Source organism: Exiguobacterium sp. Helios (genome assembly GCF_014524545.1).
In the GTDB taxonomy this organism is placed as follows: Bacteria; Bacillota; Bacilli; order Exiguobacteriales; family Exiguobacteriaceae; genus Exiguobacterium_A.
The window spans coordinates 2273265-2290411 of record NZ_CP053557.1; the positions used below are offsets into that span (position 1 = coordinate 2273265).

Here is a 17147-nt window from a genome sequence, read left to right on the forward strand (position 1 = left end):
AAAGCGCCCACCGTGTGGTGAACGCTGATCAGACAGATTGCCCTCAAGACTTCTCCTCTGAGAACACTTCTTCTAAAATTTCACAAAATGCATCCGGTGTCTCAAGCATCCCCATATGACTGCTGTCCGTCGAACGTTTTATAATCCGTTCGTTTTGAGGCGCAAATGCACTCGCTTCCGAAATTAAAGGATCCTTCGTTCCGTGGATGATCACTCCTGGAACATCCGTTCGACTTAAGACGGCTGTCAAATCTCTACGGTCACGCATCGCTGTCAGCGCCCGTATTGCCCCTTCGACAGTCATCATATAACCGATTTCCTTCGCTTCAGAGACGATCATCACATCAGTACCTTCAGCGAATAGGCCGGGAACTAACCCGTCAACAAATTCCCGTACACCGATTTCTTGGACTCGGCTGATGTTTTGATTTCTTTTTTGTTTGGCTTCGTCCGTATCTGCTTTAGCCGTTGAATAGACAAGACCAAATCCATTGATTTTTTCCGAATACATCTCGACAATCGAGGAGACGATATAACCGCCAAACGAATGTCCAATCAGAATCGGCCGTTCAATCCCTCTTCGTTCCAAGTCCTCCATCACCCATGAGGCAAATTCTTCAATCGTCTCCGGACCGACTGATTGTCCTTCATGACCAGGCAGAGCCAGCACGAGTACATCAAACGACAGACGCAGTTTCGCTTCAACCCGATTAAAATAATCCGTTCCTCCGGCAAATCCATGTAGTAACACAAGTGATTGTTTCGACATTCGACTAGTCATCCTTTCCATTCCGATGCAAGCATTCGGTAGATCGTTAAATCCATAAATCGTCCATGACTGTACGCATAATCTTCAAGTAATCCTTCTGCTTGAAAACCAAGTTTCTGAACCAGTGCATTGGACGCGATATTTTCAGGTGCAACGAGTGCACTGATTCGGTGCAGCGCGAAGTCTTCAAATCCGTGTGTCAAGACTGCCCGTGCTGCTTCCGAGGCCACTCCCTGTTGCCAATAGTCTTGGCTGACTTCAAATCCGATTTCTGCCCGGTGATACTGGGTCAACCAATTATGAAATCCAATCGTTCCAATCAGTTGATTCGTTTGTTGGTCGGCAATCGCCCATCGAATCGCTTTCCCTTGGGTGAATTGTTCTTTGAAGTAACTGATGACATTTTTTGCTTCATACACCGTGACCAGCGGATCTGATCCGTAATAATACATGACCTCATCATCCGATAAAATCTTAAATAGATCTCGTGCATCTTTGTTTTCCAGTTCTCTCAAGATGAAGCGTTCTGTTTTTAGTTCCGGGAATGGTTTTCTTAACCCCCACATGCCCAATCACCTCTTTTTTATATTATGCCCGTTTTCAGAAGGAAATACCCTTTTCGCTCATTAGAAGTTTTGCTACTATTGAACTTATTCACGTCCTGACCACGAAAGGAAGTCGCTCGTTTATGTCCAACTCCCTGCTCTACTTGTATGAAGATGCCGAAAATCATCGTTTGACGATGTCCGGTGTTACTTTTGCGGACTTTATCACGTCTATTGATTCAAAAAGTGCCCTGCTTGTCTCAGGAGCCGCTTTCAAATCCATCAAATATTCTTCGCGGACCGCCTTTCATTATGTCGAGGCGCATGAAGTCGAACAATTTGTCCAATCGAATGATGTAGAACGTTTTCCACTGAACGCCATTGATATCCGTTCTTCTCATTCCCTGGATATCCTGACAGATGTTGAAATTGCAGAGCTGTTGTTTTTAATGCATATGAAACGCGGAATGCCTAGTCCATTCATGACTTCCGTCGAAAACGAATGGGCCTATTTCAGTGAGCATGATGGGACACAGGCAACGGCTTATTTAAAAGATTGGCCCAGTATCGAACAAGTCTTATCCACATTAGTGCAACAAAAAATCCGTCGCGAACTCCGTATTCCGACCCTTTCACCTCTTACAGCGGAAATCATCATTAATCTGCGTCAATTGTTACAAAAAGGAATTTTGATCGATTTCACGCATACACGGCAATCGATGTTCACACGTCAAACGACCATTCCGGTTTATATCGCCGGTCGATACGAAGACATGCATGTTCTGAAAGAAGATCTTGAGACAAAAAAAGAATCGATCATCCTTCGTGGTGAGTTGATCCATCGTAAAAAAAATTGGAGTTTGGAGTTACGTTGATCCTAATCACTTTTTTTACTTGATAACAGGATAGTTTTCTCATATTTTTCATACGGTACTTTTTGCTCGTTTTTTGTATAATCCTCTATATGACAATACCATTACTGATTAATCGGAATTTTCACATAAATTAAGACTGGTATCTGGTCCAGACTTCGTTATAATGAGATTAACCTTTTGGAAGTTAGAAGTTGGAACCGCTTTTCTGATGATTTAAATAAGTTTGGATCAACCGAAGGAGGAATTTAGCATGGATCAGTTAAAAGTGAACGGTATCGGTTCATTCACCAAGTTTGCAACGAACGGAAACATCCTGAAATTGAAGGATGCCACAACAGGCGAACTGAAAGTATCGTTGAATGAAGCGAGCTCAATGACTATCTCACCTATTGATGAAGAAACAGGATTATTTATTATCCATGGTCAGCAGCAAGAACCACTCGTGGAACTGACCCTCCCTCGTCAATCGTGCGAAGTCGTTCACGCTTGGCTCCTCCATAAATTAAGACGACAAAAAAAAGGTCGTTTCATGGCGTCTAGCTAAACCACTTACTCCTTTACTTTATCATTCCTGCAACATCCTGCTCATGTCACTGTTAGAGATCTTCTAACCATGACATGGGCTTTTTTTGGTAAAGTCAAAAAATAAACCTTGAAAACAAATGAATTTTCTAAAAATTCTTTCATCACTTCTCATCCGGTGATATAGTGAATAACGTAAAAAAAACAGGAGGTAAGATATATTATGAGTAAAAAAGATGTTTTTGCTTTAGGTTTTATGATTTTCGCATTATTCTTTGGTGCGGGTAATTTGATTTTCCCTCCTGAACTCGGTGCCCTGGCCGGAACACAGTTTTTTCCTGCAATACTCGGCTTCATTGTTACCGGTGTCGGATTACCTCTGACTGGATTAATTGCTGTCGCATGGGTCGGCGGGGGAATCAGTACACTTGCCCGTCCGCTTCCTAAATTCGTCGGTGCTCTACTGACTTTTGCTTTATATGTCGCCATCGGACCTTTTTTTGGAATTCCACGGACTTCCGTCGTCACGTATGAACTTGGTGTTGTTCCCTTCTTAAGTGGTCCTAGTCAAACGACGCTGTTGATTTCTTCTTCCGTTTTCTTTTTAATCACGTTGTATCTTGTCCTTAAACCGGGCAAACTGCTCGATATCATTGGTCGTTTTATCACTCCGTTGTTGCTGTTGGCACTTGCGACACTCAGTATCAGCAGTATCTTAACGCCATTATCGGCAGTTCAACCCCCCGCCTCTTCGTACGATGGTTTTACAGATGCATTCATTCAGGGATTTCTTCAAGGATACTTGACGCTTGACGCTCTCGGCGCTCTTGTATTTGGTGTCATCGTCCTGCATACGCTAGATGCCAGAGGTTTAAAAAGTCGAAAAGTCCAATTAAAGACCGTGACACAAGCAGGATTGATTGCTGCACTATCACTGACTCTGGTTTACACCGGACTCGGCTTCATTGGTCGGAATAGTTTTGGAGCAGTCGGGGTAATCAATGGTCCTTCATTATTACAACAATATGCCGAAAGTACATTCGGAACGATTGGTCTGATGATTTTGGGAGTCGCTATTTTGCTTGCCTGTTTAACGACATCTGTTGGTCTTATCACAGCTTTTTCAGAATATATGATGTCGCTCTCAACCCGTCTCACACTTCCGGTCACCGGCATTATCACAACCGTTTTAGGTTTTTCCGTTTCAATTGTCGGACTTGATGCCTTACTTGCGATTGCGGTACCTGTCTTGATGTTCCTGTATCCGATTGTCATCGTCCTGATTGGTTTGACCTTTATCCGTTCTTTGCTGAAGAGACCATCACTTGTGTATCGAACCACTTTATCGGTCACGGCCTTGTTCTCTTTATTAAGTGCTCTCCATACGTTAAAAGTTTTGCCTGATCCGATAGTCGCTGTATATTCATTCTTGCCGTTATCCGATAAAAGTTTAGCTTGGCTGTTGCCTGTTTTGATCACCTTCTTCATCAGTTCATCGATTAGACACGTTTCTCCAAATTCTATTCCTGAAAAACAGATTGGCTAGTGATGCCGCTTTCATCGCTATGGTATGATTAAAAAAATGAAATTCTACTGGAGGCGTCGCTTTAATGGATAAGATTGCTTGGATTACCGATAGTATGGCTTTTTTCCCATCCGGGGAAGCTGAAAAACTCGGAGTCCATGTCGTACCAACAGTCATCATCATCAACGGAGAATCATACCGGGAATATGCTGATCTGTCGATTGAACAACTGGATCAAAAAATGCGCGAAAATTCTTCTGTCATCCCGACGACTTCACAACCGTCGTTTGGTGAGTTAGTTGAACTTTACGAGCGTTTACAAGCAGACGGTTATGATTATGCGTATGCTGTTCACATCACGAGCGGCTTAAGTGGGACGTATGCCAGTTCTGTCGCCGCTGCGGATGCTGTCGGTTTTAAGTTATATGCCATTGACTCTTACACCGGTGCTACGAATCAACAAAACATGTTACGTCTTTCCATCGAAATGGCGCAAGCTGGTAAGCAGCCGGAAGAAGTCATGCAAGTCTTGGAACAGTTCAAGCACCACTCTCATTTCTATCTGATTATCGGCAACATGGAGACGATGCGTCGAAGTGGTCGTGTTTCCAGCAGTCAATTTTTACTGGCCAACATGCTGAACATTAAACCGATCGTGAAGTTCGACGAGGTCGGTAAACTGGTTCCGTTTAAAAAAGTGCGGTCGATTAAAAAAGCTTTTCACGAAATGTCATTCGAGATCGCTACTAAAATCGAACAGTTTGGTTTATACAATCAGACCCTTTACATCGGCCATACACTTGCGCGGTCTTCTGCCGAACAATTACGCGATTTGCTGCAAACAAAATTGCCACAGATTTCAATCGAAATTACACAGTTTGGTCCATCCATTCTCACGCACGCTGGATCGGAAACCGTTGGTGTGTACTGGTTCGATGATTTGACTGTCAACGTATAAGAAGTAACCTTGAACGACTTCCTTTATTTTGGACGCTGCTCCCGCTTATTAGGTGATTCCGATATTACATCAGAGTCATCTTTTTTAGTGCCCGTATAACAGTCCATCTACACAAAAAAACCGAATGGGACCTTTGAATTAAGTGTCCCCATTCGGGTAAGTGTTATCCTTGCTGCAAATCATTCATTTGTTTAAAGACATCATCAAGCATCGTCGCTTCATCTTCTTGGCGCAAAATCGTCTGATGCGGACGAGTGATTCGTTTTTCCCATGCTTCTGCCGGATAAACGGTCCAATCGAACTGCTCCACTTCCTCTAAATAACGGAGTACCGTTTCCAGAGAAGGGTTTTCTTCGTATTGTCGTAACCAGTTTGCATAACGTTTATCTGGTTTCCCATCCTTCAGCAAGGTTCTACCACTCTCAAGAATAGACCATTTCGGCTTCGCATCGATTTGAAACAACTCCAAATGCCGGAATCCCTCAAACGTGCGGCTCGTAAATGGAATCAAACCGTTCTTTTCAACGAGACGTTTCAATCGCAAATGCGTCCGCATCGTCATGAACCGTTTTTCTTCTCCTACTCGCTCTACTAATAAAGTAGGAACTGCAATCGTCTTCATCGCCGTTTCATCAAAAAGCAGACTGTGATCGATATCAATTAATAACATGATGACCGGTCTCCTTTTGTTTACGTCGCGATGAGATGAAGGCATAGGACAGACACAAGATGAACGCAGCAAAACAAAAACCACCAACAACATCTGAGAAGTAATGCACGTTCAAGATAATACGTGACGAACCCATTGCTAAAATCAACAGACTAAGAAAGATTCCCAAAATGATTTTCCCGGCCCGGTTTAAAAACCGCCAACTCAAAATCAAAAATCCACCGTACACTGCAAAAGCCATTGACGAGTGACCGCTCGGAAAACTGTAGCCGACTCCGCCAACCAATTCATTGAGTGAAGGACGATCCCGGACAAAAAAAGCTTTAGCAACTTGATTGAGAACGGCCACCGCCAAAAAGGATAACAGATACCAAATACTTCCCACCCGATCTCGCCACAGGTAATAACTGATGGCGGTTAACAGAAGTGTCACCGTTACGGCTCCTACTCCTGATCCTAACTGCGTGAACCAACTGACATAGTCAGCCGGGACTTGTTTCGACATGCGATTGGACAGTTGCGCGTCAAATAAAAAATAGCCCGTCAACCGGATGGAGATAGCGATTCCGAGAAAGATGACGAACGCAATTCCTGAAACAGCTAAAGCTTTTCGATTTAGTTTCATCAATACGTCCCTTTCCGTTGCTCAAGTTCTTCGGCCGAATAATCTTCTTTATCACGTAATCGGTGTGCAAGACGTCCAGACGCATTGGCAGCGATGGCTGCTACGATATCATCCATGAAGGTATTGACGCGTCCGTCATCGACCTTTGTATCCAGCTCTTTGATAATCCCGATCTTAGCCTTATCCAAGTAACCAAACGTCGTTACGGCAATCGAACCATACGTATTGACAGCTCCAATTGCAATCGTCTCGTCGACGCCAAACAATCCTTCATCACTACGAATGATGGATAAAAGCGGTTCAGATAACAATCCTTTTTCGGCTAAAATATCGAGTTCTGCCCCAACGAGAATAGCATGCTGCAACTCCCGTTTTTCGAGAACACGTTCCACGGAGCTGACACAGGTTTCAAGCGTAAGTTCAATCGTGTATGGTGCTTGCATTTGATACACGATTTCAGCAATTGCATGAATCGTGACACCTCGCTCATGCAGCTTATCGATTGCTGCTTGTTTTACTTCTTTAGAATGTGCTTTTTCTTTCATGACAAAATCCACCTCTCTGACAAAGTTCTTCACAAGTATACACGGATTGCTGCTCTCCCCTCAAACTTCTTTGACATCACACCGATAATCCGTCATGATTATCCTGTAAAGCGTTATCATTTCAGGGGAAAGTAGGGGATTTTCGATGAACATCGGGGTAGTTTTGTTTCCATCGAAACGAATTCAGGATTTTGCGAATTCATACCGAAAACGGTACGATTCCAAGTATGCGTTAATCACACCACACATTACGATGCGAGAACGGATCAGTGTCGATGATACCGAACTTGATTCCATCGTAGCTGCTCTCAATCAGGTAGCAGAGCAAACGAAACCGGTTTCACTTCATATCCAAGGCGCTCGGTCTTTCCATCCGACGAATAATGTCTTATTTTTAAAAGTCATGCCGACGGATGAATTGGAACAATTACATCAAGCCTTGCATTCGGGTGATCTTAGTCACACACCGAAGTATGATTTCTTACCTCACATTACAATCGGTCAAGATTTATCCGATGTCGAATTATTCGACGTTCTCGAACGATTGAAAATGGAAGATATCCGTTTCCAAGAAGATGTCACCAAGATGGCTCTTCTGTATGAACTCGAAAATGGTTCATGGAGTGTGTACGAAACGTTCCGATTTACAGGTCAATAACATCAAACTTCCCGGTCGAACTTGCGACCGGGAAGTTTTAGTTCTGGCAAAACCCCATAAGCATTTGCTTGTTCTTCCAGCTCAGCATGATGCGGCTCGACACGCTTGATCGGATTGATGCGGGCGACCGGTTCTGTTTTCCGCTCCAAATCGACTCTGACTTGTCGATTCACATATTGGACTACCGTAAAATCTACTTGGTACATAGAATATCCCTCCCTAAAGTTCAGCTCGTTATTCTGTTATTCCCAAAATCTCTTTAAGAAAAACAAAAAACCAAGGTTTCCCTTGGTTTTAACTGTACAGTTTAGTTCGGAATGAACGAAAATTCTTATTATATTATAAGATATGGAAACCGCTGTCGACGTGAAGAATCTCACCCGTAACACCACTCGACATCTGGGACAAGAGGAATAATCCACTTTGACCAATTTGTTCTGTCGTGACGTTACGGTGAAGTGGTGCCCGCTCTTCAATACTTTCGAGAATCGAATTGAAATCACCGACACCTTTTGCAGAAACCGTTCGGACCGGACCGGCTGAAATCGCGTTGACGCGAACACCCTGCTTTCCGTACTCTGCTGCTAAGTAACGGACACTTGCATCGAGTGCCGCTTTCGCGACGCCCATCACGTTGTAGTTCGGGACCATCTTTTCGCCACCAAGATACGTCAATGTAATAACAGAGGCATCTTCCGTGAAGAAATCTTTTGCCGCTTTCACAACAGCCGTCAAACTGTATGCCGAGATATCGAGTGCTTGCGCAAACTGTTCGCGTGTCACACCTGAGAATTCACCACGTAATGCTTCTTTATCGGCAAAAGCAATCGAGTGAGCGATTCCTGAAATCTGTCCGTGATCGGCATGAATCGTTTCAAATACTTGTGTGATTTCAGCATCACTCGTGACATCACACGTATAATACGTCGCCGGTCGTGAAAGTTCTTGACCTAATTTTTCGAGTGGCGCCTTGAAGCGTTCTCCGACATACGTAAAGGCAAGACTTGCCCCTGCTGCATCAAGAGCACGTGCGATTCCCCATGCGATTGACCGTTGATTGATGACACCCATTACAACATACGTCTTTCCCTCAAGCGAAGGATAAATATTCATTATGAGTTCCCCCTTAAATTAGTACCTGGTAATAACACCTATATCTAGGTTACAAAAACGTAACGCTTCTGTCAACCATCGCTCTTGATATTGCGATTTTGATAAATTACGGTAATATAGAAAGAGACAGAAAGTAGGGATGGAATGAACCGTTTTAAATCATTTACACAACGTTATGATAACACGTTGCTTTTTTTGCTCGGTTGTTTGATGGTCATCAGTGTCATCGCAATCTATACCGCGCAACCTTTCTTACAAGGGGCAATCAGTGAAATCAATTTCATGGCAAAACAGATTCAGTGGTATATCATCGGATTTATCGCACTGTCTGTCGTCATTCTCATCGATTATGAGCAGCTGAAACGTTTTCACTGGTACTTATATGGAGCAGGGATCATCTCCCTGATTGGTCTCGTTGTTTTACGTAATACGCCGTTGGTCGCAAACATTAAAGGGGCGTACGGTTGGTATCAGTTCCCCGTCATCGGAACCGTTCAACCGGCTGAGTTCATGAAGTTTTTTCTGATTGTTACGTTAGCTGCGGTGATTTCGGAACACAATGCCCGGTATGTCCAACATGAACGGGACTTCCTGCTGTTAGTCAAGATGGCCGCGATTACGTTGCTTCCGCTTGCTTTAATCATCATTCAACCTGACTTAGGAATCGGTTTGATTCTCTGCGTCATCTTAGCGTGTGCGATGTTACTGTCCGGCTTGAACTGGAAATGGTTGCTTACTATGTTCGGCTTGTTGACCGTCGCAATTGTCGGATTCTTTTATCTGTTTTATTTCCAGAATGATTTACTCGCCACCTTCTTCCCGGGGCATGCGATGAACCGGATTATGGCTTGGTTACAACCGTTTGAGTATGCGGATGACCTTTCCTATCAGCTGGTCCAATCGATTAACGCCATCGGCTCAGGTCAGATGTTTGGTGTCGGGTACGGAAAACTGCAAGTATCAGTTCCCGAACTGCATACCGATTTTATCTTCACCGCGATCTCAGCTCACTACGGCTTTATCGGTGCAGCCGTCGTTCTAATTATCTTGTTCCTTTTCATCTACCGGTTGATTCAAATCGCGCTGGAAACAGCAGATCCGTTTGGAACGTATATCGTAACGGGTTATGTCGCCATGTTCACATTCCAAATCTTCCAAAACATCGGTATGACGATGGGTGTCTTACCGATCACCGGTCTCCCGCTTCCCTTCATTAGTTACGGAGGGTCGACGATGATTGTTAACTTGGTTGGACTCGGCTTGATCATGGCAATTGCTTCACAGTCCCGTATCTCGATGTTTGATGAAGATTAACTTCAAAAAAGAGTGGCATCCAGTCGGGTGCCACTCTTTTGGTATTCACGAAAGACTTAAGTCGTCCGGCAACGGTGCGACGAATGTCATCACCTCACCTGTCCCCGGATGCGGAAACGTAGCAGATGCGCTGTGTAGTGCTTGTCTCGCAATCAATGGTGTCCCTTTATACATCGTATCTCCGACTAACGGATGACCAAGTGCAGCAAGGTGAACCCGGATTTGATGCGTCCTTCCCGTCTCCAGTTTAATCGTCAATCGGGACAATTCACGCGAAAACGCAGTAATTCGCTCACTCGTTAAGATATGCGTTACTGCCTGTTGACCATCCTCCCGGACCATTCTTTCCATGAAGGAATGATCGGTTTGACCGATCGGAAGATCAATTGTCTGAGGTTTGATTGATCCTTCAATCAACGCCACGTACCGGCGATCGAGCAAACCATTCTGTTGCATCTTGCTCAACTGATGATGCGCAAGGGCATGTTTTGCAAAAACGACCAAACCACTCGTGTCACGGTCCAACCGATTGACGATATGAATCGCGTATGGAATTTGATGTTGCCGGTAATAACCGAGCACGAAATTCGATAATGACCGCTCTGGATGGAGTCGGGACGGAATGGAAGCCATGCCCGGTGGTTTATTGACAATCAACAGCCATTCATCTTCAAAGAGGATATCGAGTTCCCCGCTTGTCGCATGCATGTCCTGAGCAGGCTGTTCTTCCGGAAACCGGACATGAATCCGGTCGCCTTCATGAACGGGCTCGTTGACGTTGACATGTTGTCCATTCCGTAAAATATTCCCGTGGTGCTTGATCGAAACTAACATTTTTCGGGAAATATGGAGGCGTGTCGTACAAAAATGACCGACACTCCAGCCATCTTCAATAGAAGTTACTTGTTGTTCAATTTGAAATGCCATCACGTTACCTCTTTATAATTAACTTCTTTCTTCTGCTAAAAATGATTCTCGGACGCGTTGCCAAAACGGGAAAGAGCGGAATCGGGCAAATTTGACTTTTTTATCGGACACACGACAACGGATTGACTTAACATTTTGATGCACAATCGATGCATAATGATCGTATGTCAATTGAAAATCAATCGGATTGACCGGTTGAATCTCGACATCGTGGTGCTTCGGCAATAACATCGGGGATCCAATCGTCCGGTACACCCGGTTATTGATTGAAGCCATTTCTGTGATCTGGATCGCCTCGAGCGCCGGGTGCACAATGGCCCCGCCCAGTGCTTTATTGTAGGCTGTTGAACCGGATGGGGTTGAAATACACAGACCATCACCACGAAATGTTTCAAAATACTCTCCGCGAATCGACAGATCACAGACCAATGTCTGATTAAAACTTTTAATCGTACATTCGTTTAATGCCAACAGTTTATTCGTCGAACCGTCTGCATAATCGATCGATAATTCAAGTAGCGGATATTCAACGGTCGCTATGTTATCGTCCGCGATGTGTTGAATCAATTCATCCATTTCTTCCGGTCTCCAGTCGGCATAAAAGCCGAGATGCCCGGTATGAATTCCGACCAGCGTGATTTCCTCGACCTGATCCAAATAAGAATGGAAGGCTTGCAACATCGTACCATCCCCGCCGATTGAAATCACGATTTCCGGAGTAACGACGTCTCGATGACTTCCCCGTTCGATCAACGCCTGTTCTACTTGTTCCTTCAGCATATGGGAACGTTCATCGCCCCGAGCCGTAACCGCAAAACGCATCGTCATCCCCCTACTCTTTTGTTCGATTCTTTGCTTCGGTCGCCTCTCGTTCATGTAAAACGACTTGAGCATCTTGTATCTCTACTTTCAGCTGACTCATCTCCGCATCGAGCAGAAACGCTGCTTCAGCCGCACGCCTCAATCGTTCCCGTGTCTCTTCGGGAATGTTCCCCTGATATTTATAATTCAAAGAATGTTCGATCGTCGCCCAAAAATTCATTGCAAGTGTCCGGATTTGAATCTCAACAAGTGTCGGGATTTCTCCTTCAATCGTTTGGACAGGATAAGCAATGATGATGTGGTACGAACGATACCCACTCTCCTTCTTTTGTGTAATGTAGTTGCGTTCCTCAACAATTTTAAAGTCTCCCCGTGAACGTAACAACTCCAAGACATGAATGATATCATCCACAAATTGACACATGATTCGGAGACCTGCAATGTCTTGCATGTCTTGCTCGAGTAATTCAATATCAATCGATTTCCGCTCAGCCTTCTGTATGATGCTTTTTACAGGTTTGACACGTCCTGTGACAAATTCAATCGGTGAATGTTCCCCACGTTGTTGAAATTGTTTTCGAATGGCTTTTAGTTTTACTTTCAGTTCATCCACTGCGATTTGATACGGTGCGAGAAATAAGTCCCAATTTTCTTTTGTCATCGTTATTGTCACCACTTTTAGTCTAAATTGTTAGTTCAATTCGTTCCACTACACCATTCATGGTATCATATTTTCAAGCATTCAACTAGAAAGGTGTGGTCGGAAATGAGACAAGAAATGGAAATTGAATTTAAAAACCTGTTAAACGAAACGGATTACACCAAACTGATGGAACGGTACAATACATCCGGGTCTTCTGTTTGGCAAGCAAATGACTATTTTGATACACCTACGTTTGAACTTCGTAGCTACGGTGCTGCATTGCGCATTCGTGAAAAGAAGACCGGTTTGGTTTTGACTTTGAAAGAACCGCAGGACGACGGGTTACTTGAAACACATGTGTCTTTGTCCGAACAAGAGGCGGAAGATTTATTCCAATACGGTTTGATCCACTCTCCTGAAATGAATCAGCAGTTGGAAAAATTCGAATTAACGACTTCACTTGAACATTTAGGACGCCTTGAAACAGAACGATTCGAGAAACAACTGGAAAGCGGTTTGTTAGTTTTAGATAAAAGTACGTATTTAGGCACCACAGATTATGAACTTGAATTTGAAGTGACAAACTACGCGGCCGGTAAACGTGCGTTCGAAGAACTGTTGCAAACAAACGAGATTCCCCTTCGTGAAACAAAAAATAAAATCGTCCGTTTTATGGACCGTAAAGCGCTTACACGTTAATCGTGTAGAAATGTACAAGCAAAACCTTTGCTCTTTCTTTTTTTTCGTTGCTAAAATAGGGTAACGATATTAAAAAGAAAAGGGGTGAACGGATGGAACACGAACAATGCAACGGTTCATATTGTTCATTGGACGAACCATCAATTCAACAACCGACAAAACCACTAGAAATCTATCATTTTCTAGACATCACACAAACGGATGGTTTACGGTTGATTCCCGTTCTCAAGAAATTAGAATTAGAATACGGTCATCTGTTCCGTCTTCGGACAATTGCAACAATTCCTTGTGCGCCTTCGCGATCAGCGTGTGATATGTCACCTCTGCTGATTCTAAAAGCAATTGAATTGCAGGGGAAAACGTTTGGCATGCGATTCATGCGTCGTTTACGCATGTTGCATAATGTCGAAGGAAAAAGCGCTTATTCGCGCTCTTCCCTGATGCGATTGGCAGAAGCATTAACGGAATTTGGTCTTGATTTAGCAGAATTCCATCGTGATATCGAATCAGATACCATTCAATTGATGCTCGAAAAGGAAACTGAACTGGTGACCGATTGGGACGTACGTATTCTCCCGACGCTTGCTTTTGTTGGAGATGAGGAAGCAATCAAGGCTGAAGGCCATTATGAATACTTGATTTATGTATCGATTCTGAACGAATTGTTAGAACAACCGTTTGAGAAACAGGCAAAGCCTCCTCTCGAACAATTCTTGAGACGGTATGACACCGCAACGACTTCTGAAATTGCATTTATCTATGATGCAACAGAAGCGCAGGTTGAACACGAATTGAAAAAGTTAATGCTTCAACAAAAATGCGTTTCACTGACGTATTGTGACGGTAAAGTATGGCGTCATTTAAAAGATTCTGCCCATGCTTAACTTAAAGAAGCTGCTTCCACGTCAATCGCGGAAGCAGCTTCTTTGTCGTTCTTTTAAACTCGGATGGGGGAAAAGAGAATCATCAGGGGGAATGTGATTCGCTTCACATGTTTAGTATAATCGAATACATCCCTCTTCGAAAGCCCTTTGTTCATATTTTCACAAAATTGTCATTCTCCGAGCAGTGCTTCAAATTCATCGAGTACCCGTTCGAATTGACGGAGGGCTGCTTCAACCGGAGCTTTCGTCGTCATATCGACGCCTGCCGCCTTGAGGACTTCAATCGGATAATCACTTGATCCTGCTTTGAGGAAGTTATTGATGTAGCGCTCGACCGCCGGCTCTCCTTCTTCTAAGATTTGCGAAGTCAGTGCCGCTGCTGCAGAAATACCTGTCGCATACTGATAGACATAATAGTTGTAATAAAAGTGTGGAATCCGTGCCCATTCCAAACCAATTTCTTCATCTAACACGATACCCTCACCGAAATACGTTTCATTTAAGGCATAGTACGTCTTAGTTAAGAATTCAGGTGTCAGCGCTTGTCCAAGACGTGCCGCTTCATGAATCTGGTGTTCGAACTCTGCAAACATCGTCTGACGGAATAACGTTCCACGGAATGTTTCCAATTGGTTGTTCAAGAGGTACAGTTTCTCGTTTTTATCCGTCACACGTTTCAACAAGTAATCATTTAGGAGTGCTTCGTTTGTCGTCGATGCTACCTCAGCGACAAAGATTGAATAATCACCATAAGCGTATGGTTGATTCTGACGTGTATAGTAGCTATGGACGGAGTGACCAAACTCGTGTGCTAATGTAAACAAGTTGTTGACGTTATCCTGCCAATTCATCAAGATGAACGGCTGTGTATCGTATGCGCCTGAAGAATAGGCACCACTCCGCTTACCACGTGTTTCACGGACATCGACCCAGCGTTCCGCAAGACCTTCTTCAAGAATATGTTTGTATTCAGGTCCTAGTGGTGCTAATCCATCCACCATCAACTGTTTGGCTTCTTCGTACGTCACCTTCATTTCGACTTCACTGACGAGCGGTGTATACATATCATACATATGCAGTTCATCGACGCCTAAAATCCGTTTACGTAAAGCAACATAACGGTGTAACAACGGAAGGTGTTCGTGAACCGCTTCAATCAATCCGTCATATACCTGCTCCGGAATCGTGTTTCCGTGTAACGCTGATTCGCGGGCCGTTTTGAACTTCCGGACCTCGGCATAGAAGTTATCTTTTTTGACGGAACCGGCTAAAGTAGAGGCTAATGTGTTCGTATACTGACTATACGTCCCATACATCGCTTTAAACGCGTCCTCGCGGACAGAACGATCTTTTGACTCCATGAACGTGATGAAACGTCCGTGCGTCAGTTCTGCCTCTTCCCCGTCCTCACCTTTGATTTTCGGGAATTTCATATCTGCATTATTTAACATGCCAAATGTCGTTCCCGACTGTCCGAGAACTTCTCCTGCTTTTGCGAGAATTGCCTCTTCCGCTTCTGACAAGACATGTTCCCGTTCACGGTTCAACTCGTCAAATGCATGACGGTAAAGCGCAAGATCCGGATTCTGATCCAAGTACGAAGCGATCGTCTCTTCTGGAACTTCCAACAGCTCAGGTGTCATGAAGGCTAATGTTGCACCAATTTGCGAAGCCAGCGTCCGGGCACGGTCATTCATCGCCTGATAAAAACTATCCGCCGTATTTTCATCGTAACGCATATGTGCATATGTATAGAGCTTATGCAGCCGTCTTGAGATTTCGTCACGAAGTTGAAGTCCTTCATATAAAGTTGCATCCGACTGTGCAAGACGCCCTTTATACTCGACAAGTAGTGGAAGCATTGCTTTCACTGACTCAAACTCCTCTTCCCATTTTTCGTTCGTTTCATAAATCGATTCTAAATTCCACGTTTCTTCGTTCTTGACGTCTTTCCGTGTTAATACTTCTGCCATATGAATCACTCCTTTACTTCATTTATACCTGTTTCCCTTTCGACAAACAAACGAAGCGCTCCTGCTAACCTTTGATCTTCTTCCAAACGAGCCGATAAATCAGCAGGACGGTTTTGAAAAAGTTCAGACAGGTGGTATTGAAGAAAGTTGATAATCGCCATCCATTCTTCAATCAGAGCATATAAATCAGCTAGCTCAAATCGAATCTTCATCTGTGTCAGACATTCTGTGAGAAATGAAAGGAGATTGGGCACGGAGTAATTTCCTTTTAAACGCAGGTAAACTGCTATTTGAATTTCAAAAGGATGGACGGGTACGGAAAGTAACGCAGATAAGGGCAAAAAACACCAGGATGGAAGTGTAGAGACATAAAGATTGGAGTGATAAAGAGGAAAGCGTACATAACGATGCGGTAACGAAGAAAAAAACGGACGAAGCCGATAGTGTTTTATCAGTGTCGTCCATGGTCGTTCGAGGAATTGTCGCGGAACCGGACGTGGGAAAAGAAATTGCTCCACTGACAAGGACACGCGCTGACAGATTACAAAACGTTGTGCGAACGGAAGTGGATGCATGTAGCGGATAATTCGTTCCTGCTCGATTAAATCAATATAACCATTCTTCATAAATGCCGGTTTCATCCAGCCATCGAGCTTAAGAAACTGACCGCTCGACTCATGAAACCCGATCCACCGTACTTGATATCCGCCTTGTTGATCGATCGACCATCTTCGTCGCCATTCTTCAGCGCTCATTTTCGAGCGCTGAATCTCAATCCCGATTTCTCCGGGCCATATTAAAAGGTCAAATCGTCTTCGCCCCCGTACCGCCTCAATTTCAACCTTAAATCGTAAATTTTCAAAATGGGCAGCAAGTCGTGTTTTCCAAAATTGATGTTCTGACGATTCACCGGTACAGGCCGTTACGTGAACAAAATGTAGCCGTTTTTTCCCTTGCCGGATCCGAAGGCGTGTTTGGCAATACGGACAGTACAGTATTTTACCTGCTAACGATTGTAAGGTCTCAAGCTGACTGTTGATTCGATTTCCTTGCTCATCCATCGCCTCAAACATCTTACTC

20 protein-coding genes are annotated in these 17147 nt (G+C 44.0%); 8 read left to right on the forward strand and 12 right to left on the reverse strand.

Annotation, left to right across the window (positions count from 1 at the left end; all coding sequences use genetic code 11):
* Positions 1 to 43 precede the first annotated feature (43 nt).
* Together HNY42_RS11925 and HNY42_RS11930 are read right to left on the reverse strand one after the other, a co-directional pair.
* The gene (locus HNY42_RS11925) at positions 44 to 769 is read right to left on the reverse strand and encodes an alpha/beta fold hydrolase (RefSeq protein WP_131502678.1); all 726 of its coding nucleotides are present in this window, start codon (positions 767 to 769) and stop codon (positions 44 to 46) included.
* 8 nt (positions 770 to 777) lie between these two features.
* Positions 778 to 1335, reverse strand: coding sequence for a GNAT family N-acetyltransferase (locus HNY42_RS11930; RefSeq protein WP_012370898.1), 558 nt, complete (start codon positions 1333 to 1335; stop codon positions 778 to 780).
* A 122-nt stretch (positions 1336 to 1457) separates the two neighbouring features.
* On the opposite strand from HNY42_RS11930, the gene HNY42_RS11935 reads away from it, so the two are divergent.
* The 4 genes from HNY42_RS11935 (at position 1458) to HNY42_RS11950 (ending at position 5194) form a co-directional block, all read left to right on the forward strand.
* The gene (locus HNY42_RS11935) at positions 1458 to 2189 is read left to right on the forward strand and encodes a hypothetical protein (RefSeq protein WP_131502679.1); all 732 of its coding nucleotides are present in this window, start codon (positions 1458 to 1460) and stop codon (positions 2187 to 2189) included.
* Positions 2190 to 2439: 250 nt separating this feature from the next.
* On the forward strand, positions 2440 to 2733 hold the full coding sequence (locus HNY42_RS11940) for a hypothetical protein (protein ID WP_026832492.1): 294 nt from the start codon (positions 2440 to 2442) through the stop codon (positions 2731 to 2733).
* Positions 2734 to 2934: 201 nt separating this feature from the next.
* Positions 2935 to 4257 (forward strand): branched-chain amino acid transport system II carrier protein, encoded by a 1323-nt coding sequence (brnQ, locus tag HNY42_RS11945; protein ID WP_188004541.1) that lies wholly within the window; start codon positions 2935 to 2937, stop codon positions 4255 to 4257.
* 64 nt (positions 4258 to 4321) lie between these two features.
* The gene (locus HNY42_RS11950) at positions 4322 to 5194 is read left to right on the forward strand and encodes a DegV family protein (protein WP_188004542.1); all 873 of its coding nucleotides are present in this window, start codon (positions 4322 to 4324) and stop codon (positions 5192 to 5194) included.
* A 163-nt stretch (positions 5195 to 5357) separates the two neighbouring features.
* On the opposite strand, the gene HNY42_RS11955 is transcribed toward HNY42_RS11950, so the two are convergent.
* Genes HNY42_RS11955 through HNY42_RS11965 form a run of 3 tightly spaced genes read right to left on the reverse strand, consistent with a single transcriptional unit; the run spans position 5358 to position 7034 of the window.
* Complete coding sequence (locus HNY42_RS11955; RefSeq protein WP_131502682.1) at positions 5358 to 5864, reverse strand: HAD family hydrolase; 507 nt, start codon at positions 5862 to 5864, stop codon at positions 5358 to 5360.
* The gene (locus HNY42_RS11960) at positions 5851 to 6489 is read right to left on the reverse strand and encodes a phosphatase PAP2 family protein (protein ID WP_188004543.1); all 639 of its coding nucleotides are present in this window, start codon (positions 6487 to 6489) and stop codon (positions 5851 to 5853) included. Before HNY42_RS11960 ends, HNY42_RS11955 begins: the two co-directional genes overlap by 14 nt.
* A complete protein-coding gene (locus HNY42_RS11965) occupies positions 6489 to 7034 on the reverse strand; it encodes a phosphatidylglycerophosphatase A family protein (protein ID WP_026827879.1) in 546 nt (181 codons plus the stop codon). The genes HNY42_RS11960 and HNY42_RS11965 overlap by 1 nt, the downstream gene beginning before the upstream one ends.
* Before the next feature lie 145 nt (positions 7035 to 7179).
* On the opposite strand from HNY42_RS11965, the gene HNY42_RS11970 reads away from it, so the two are divergent.
* Positions 7180 to 7692: a YjcG family protein gene (locus tag HNY42_RS11970; protein WP_131502684.1), complete on the forward strand. Its 513-nt coding sequence runs from the start codon at positions 7180 to 7182 to the stop codon at positions 7690 to 7692.
* 2 nt (positions 7693 to 7694) lie between these two features.
* Here the strand turns inward: HNY42_RS11970 and HNY42_RS11975 are convergent, their stop codons facing one another.
* On the reverse strand, positions 7695 to 7898 hold the full coding sequence (locus tag HNY42_RS11975; protein ID WP_114595378.1) for a hypothetical protein: 204 nt from the start codon (positions 7896 to 7898) through the stop codon (positions 7695 to 7697).
* Between the two features lie 133 nt (positions 7899 to 8031).
* Positions 8032 to 8805, reverse strand: a complete 774-nt coding sequence (fabI, locus tag HNY42_RS11980; protein WP_114595377.1) for an enoyl-ACP reductase FabI — start codon at positions 8803 to 8805, stop codon at positions 8032 to 8034.
* A gap of 144 nt (positions 8806 to 8949) precedes the next feature.
* Between fabI and HNY42_RS11985 the strand changes: the two genes are divergently transcribed.
* Positions 8950 to 10119, forward strand: a complete 1170-nt coding sequence (locus tag HNY42_RS11985) for an FtsW/RodA/SpoVE family cell cycle protein (RefSeq protein WP_131502685.1) — start codon at positions 8950 to 8952, stop codon at positions 10117 to 10119.
* A gap of 45 nt (positions 10120 to 10164) precedes the next feature.
* Here the strand turns inward: HNY42_RS11985 and HNY42_RS11990 are convergent, their stop codons facing one another.
* From HNY42_RS11990 to HNY42_RS12000, 3 genes are read right to left on the reverse strand one after another with little or no spacing between them, the layout of a single operon-like run.
* Positions 10165 to 11046, reverse strand: a complete 882-nt coding sequence (locus HNY42_RS11990; RefSeq protein ID WP_131502686.1) for an RluA family pseudouridine synthase — start codon at positions 11044 to 11046, stop codon at positions 10165 to 10167.
* An 18-nt stretch (positions 11047 to 11064) separates the two neighbouring features.
* Positions 11065 to 11868, reverse strand: coding sequence for an NAD kinase (locus tag HNY42_RS11995; protein WP_114595374.1), 804 nt, complete (start codon positions 11866 to 11868; stop codon positions 11065 to 11067).
* Between the two features lie 10 nt (positions 11869 to 11878).
* Entirely contained in the window at positions 11879 to 12529 is a 651-nt protein-coding gene (locus tag HNY42_RS12000) for a GTP diphosphokinase (protein ID WP_188004544.1), read from the reverse strand.
* A 105-nt stretch (positions 12530 to 12634) separates the two neighbouring features.
* On the opposite strand from HNY42_RS12000, the gene HNY42_RS12005 reads away from it, so the two are divergent.
* Positions 12635 to 13210 (forward strand): CYTH domain-containing protein, encoded by a 576-nt coding sequence (locus HNY42_RS12005; protein WP_251138588.1) that lies wholly within the window; start codon positions 12635 to 12637, stop codon positions 13208 to 13210.
* 92 nt (positions 13211 to 13302) lie between these two features.
* Positions 13303 to 14094, forward strand: coding sequence for a DsbA family protein (locus tag HNY42_RS12010; RefSeq protein ID WP_114595373.1), 792 nt, complete (start codon positions 13303 to 13305; stop codon positions 14092 to 14094).
* Positions 14095 to 14264: 170 nt separating this feature from the next.
* Here the strand turns inward: HNY42_RS12010 and pepF are convergent, their stop codons facing one another.
* Both pepF and HNY42_RS12020 read right to left on the reverse strand, forming a co-directional pair.
* Entirely contained in the window at positions 14265 to 16067 is a 1803-nt protein-coding gene (gene pepF / locus HNY42_RS12015; RefSeq protein WP_188004545.1) for an oligoendopeptidase F, read from the reverse strand.
* A 5-nt stretch (positions 16068 to 16072) separates the two neighbouring features.
* A complete protein-coding gene (locus HNY42_RS12020) occupies positions 16073 to 17140 on the reverse strand; it encodes a competence protein CoiA family protein (protein WP_131502688.1) in 1068 nt (355 codons plus the stop codon).
* Positions 17141 to 17147: the final 7 nt, after the last annotated feature.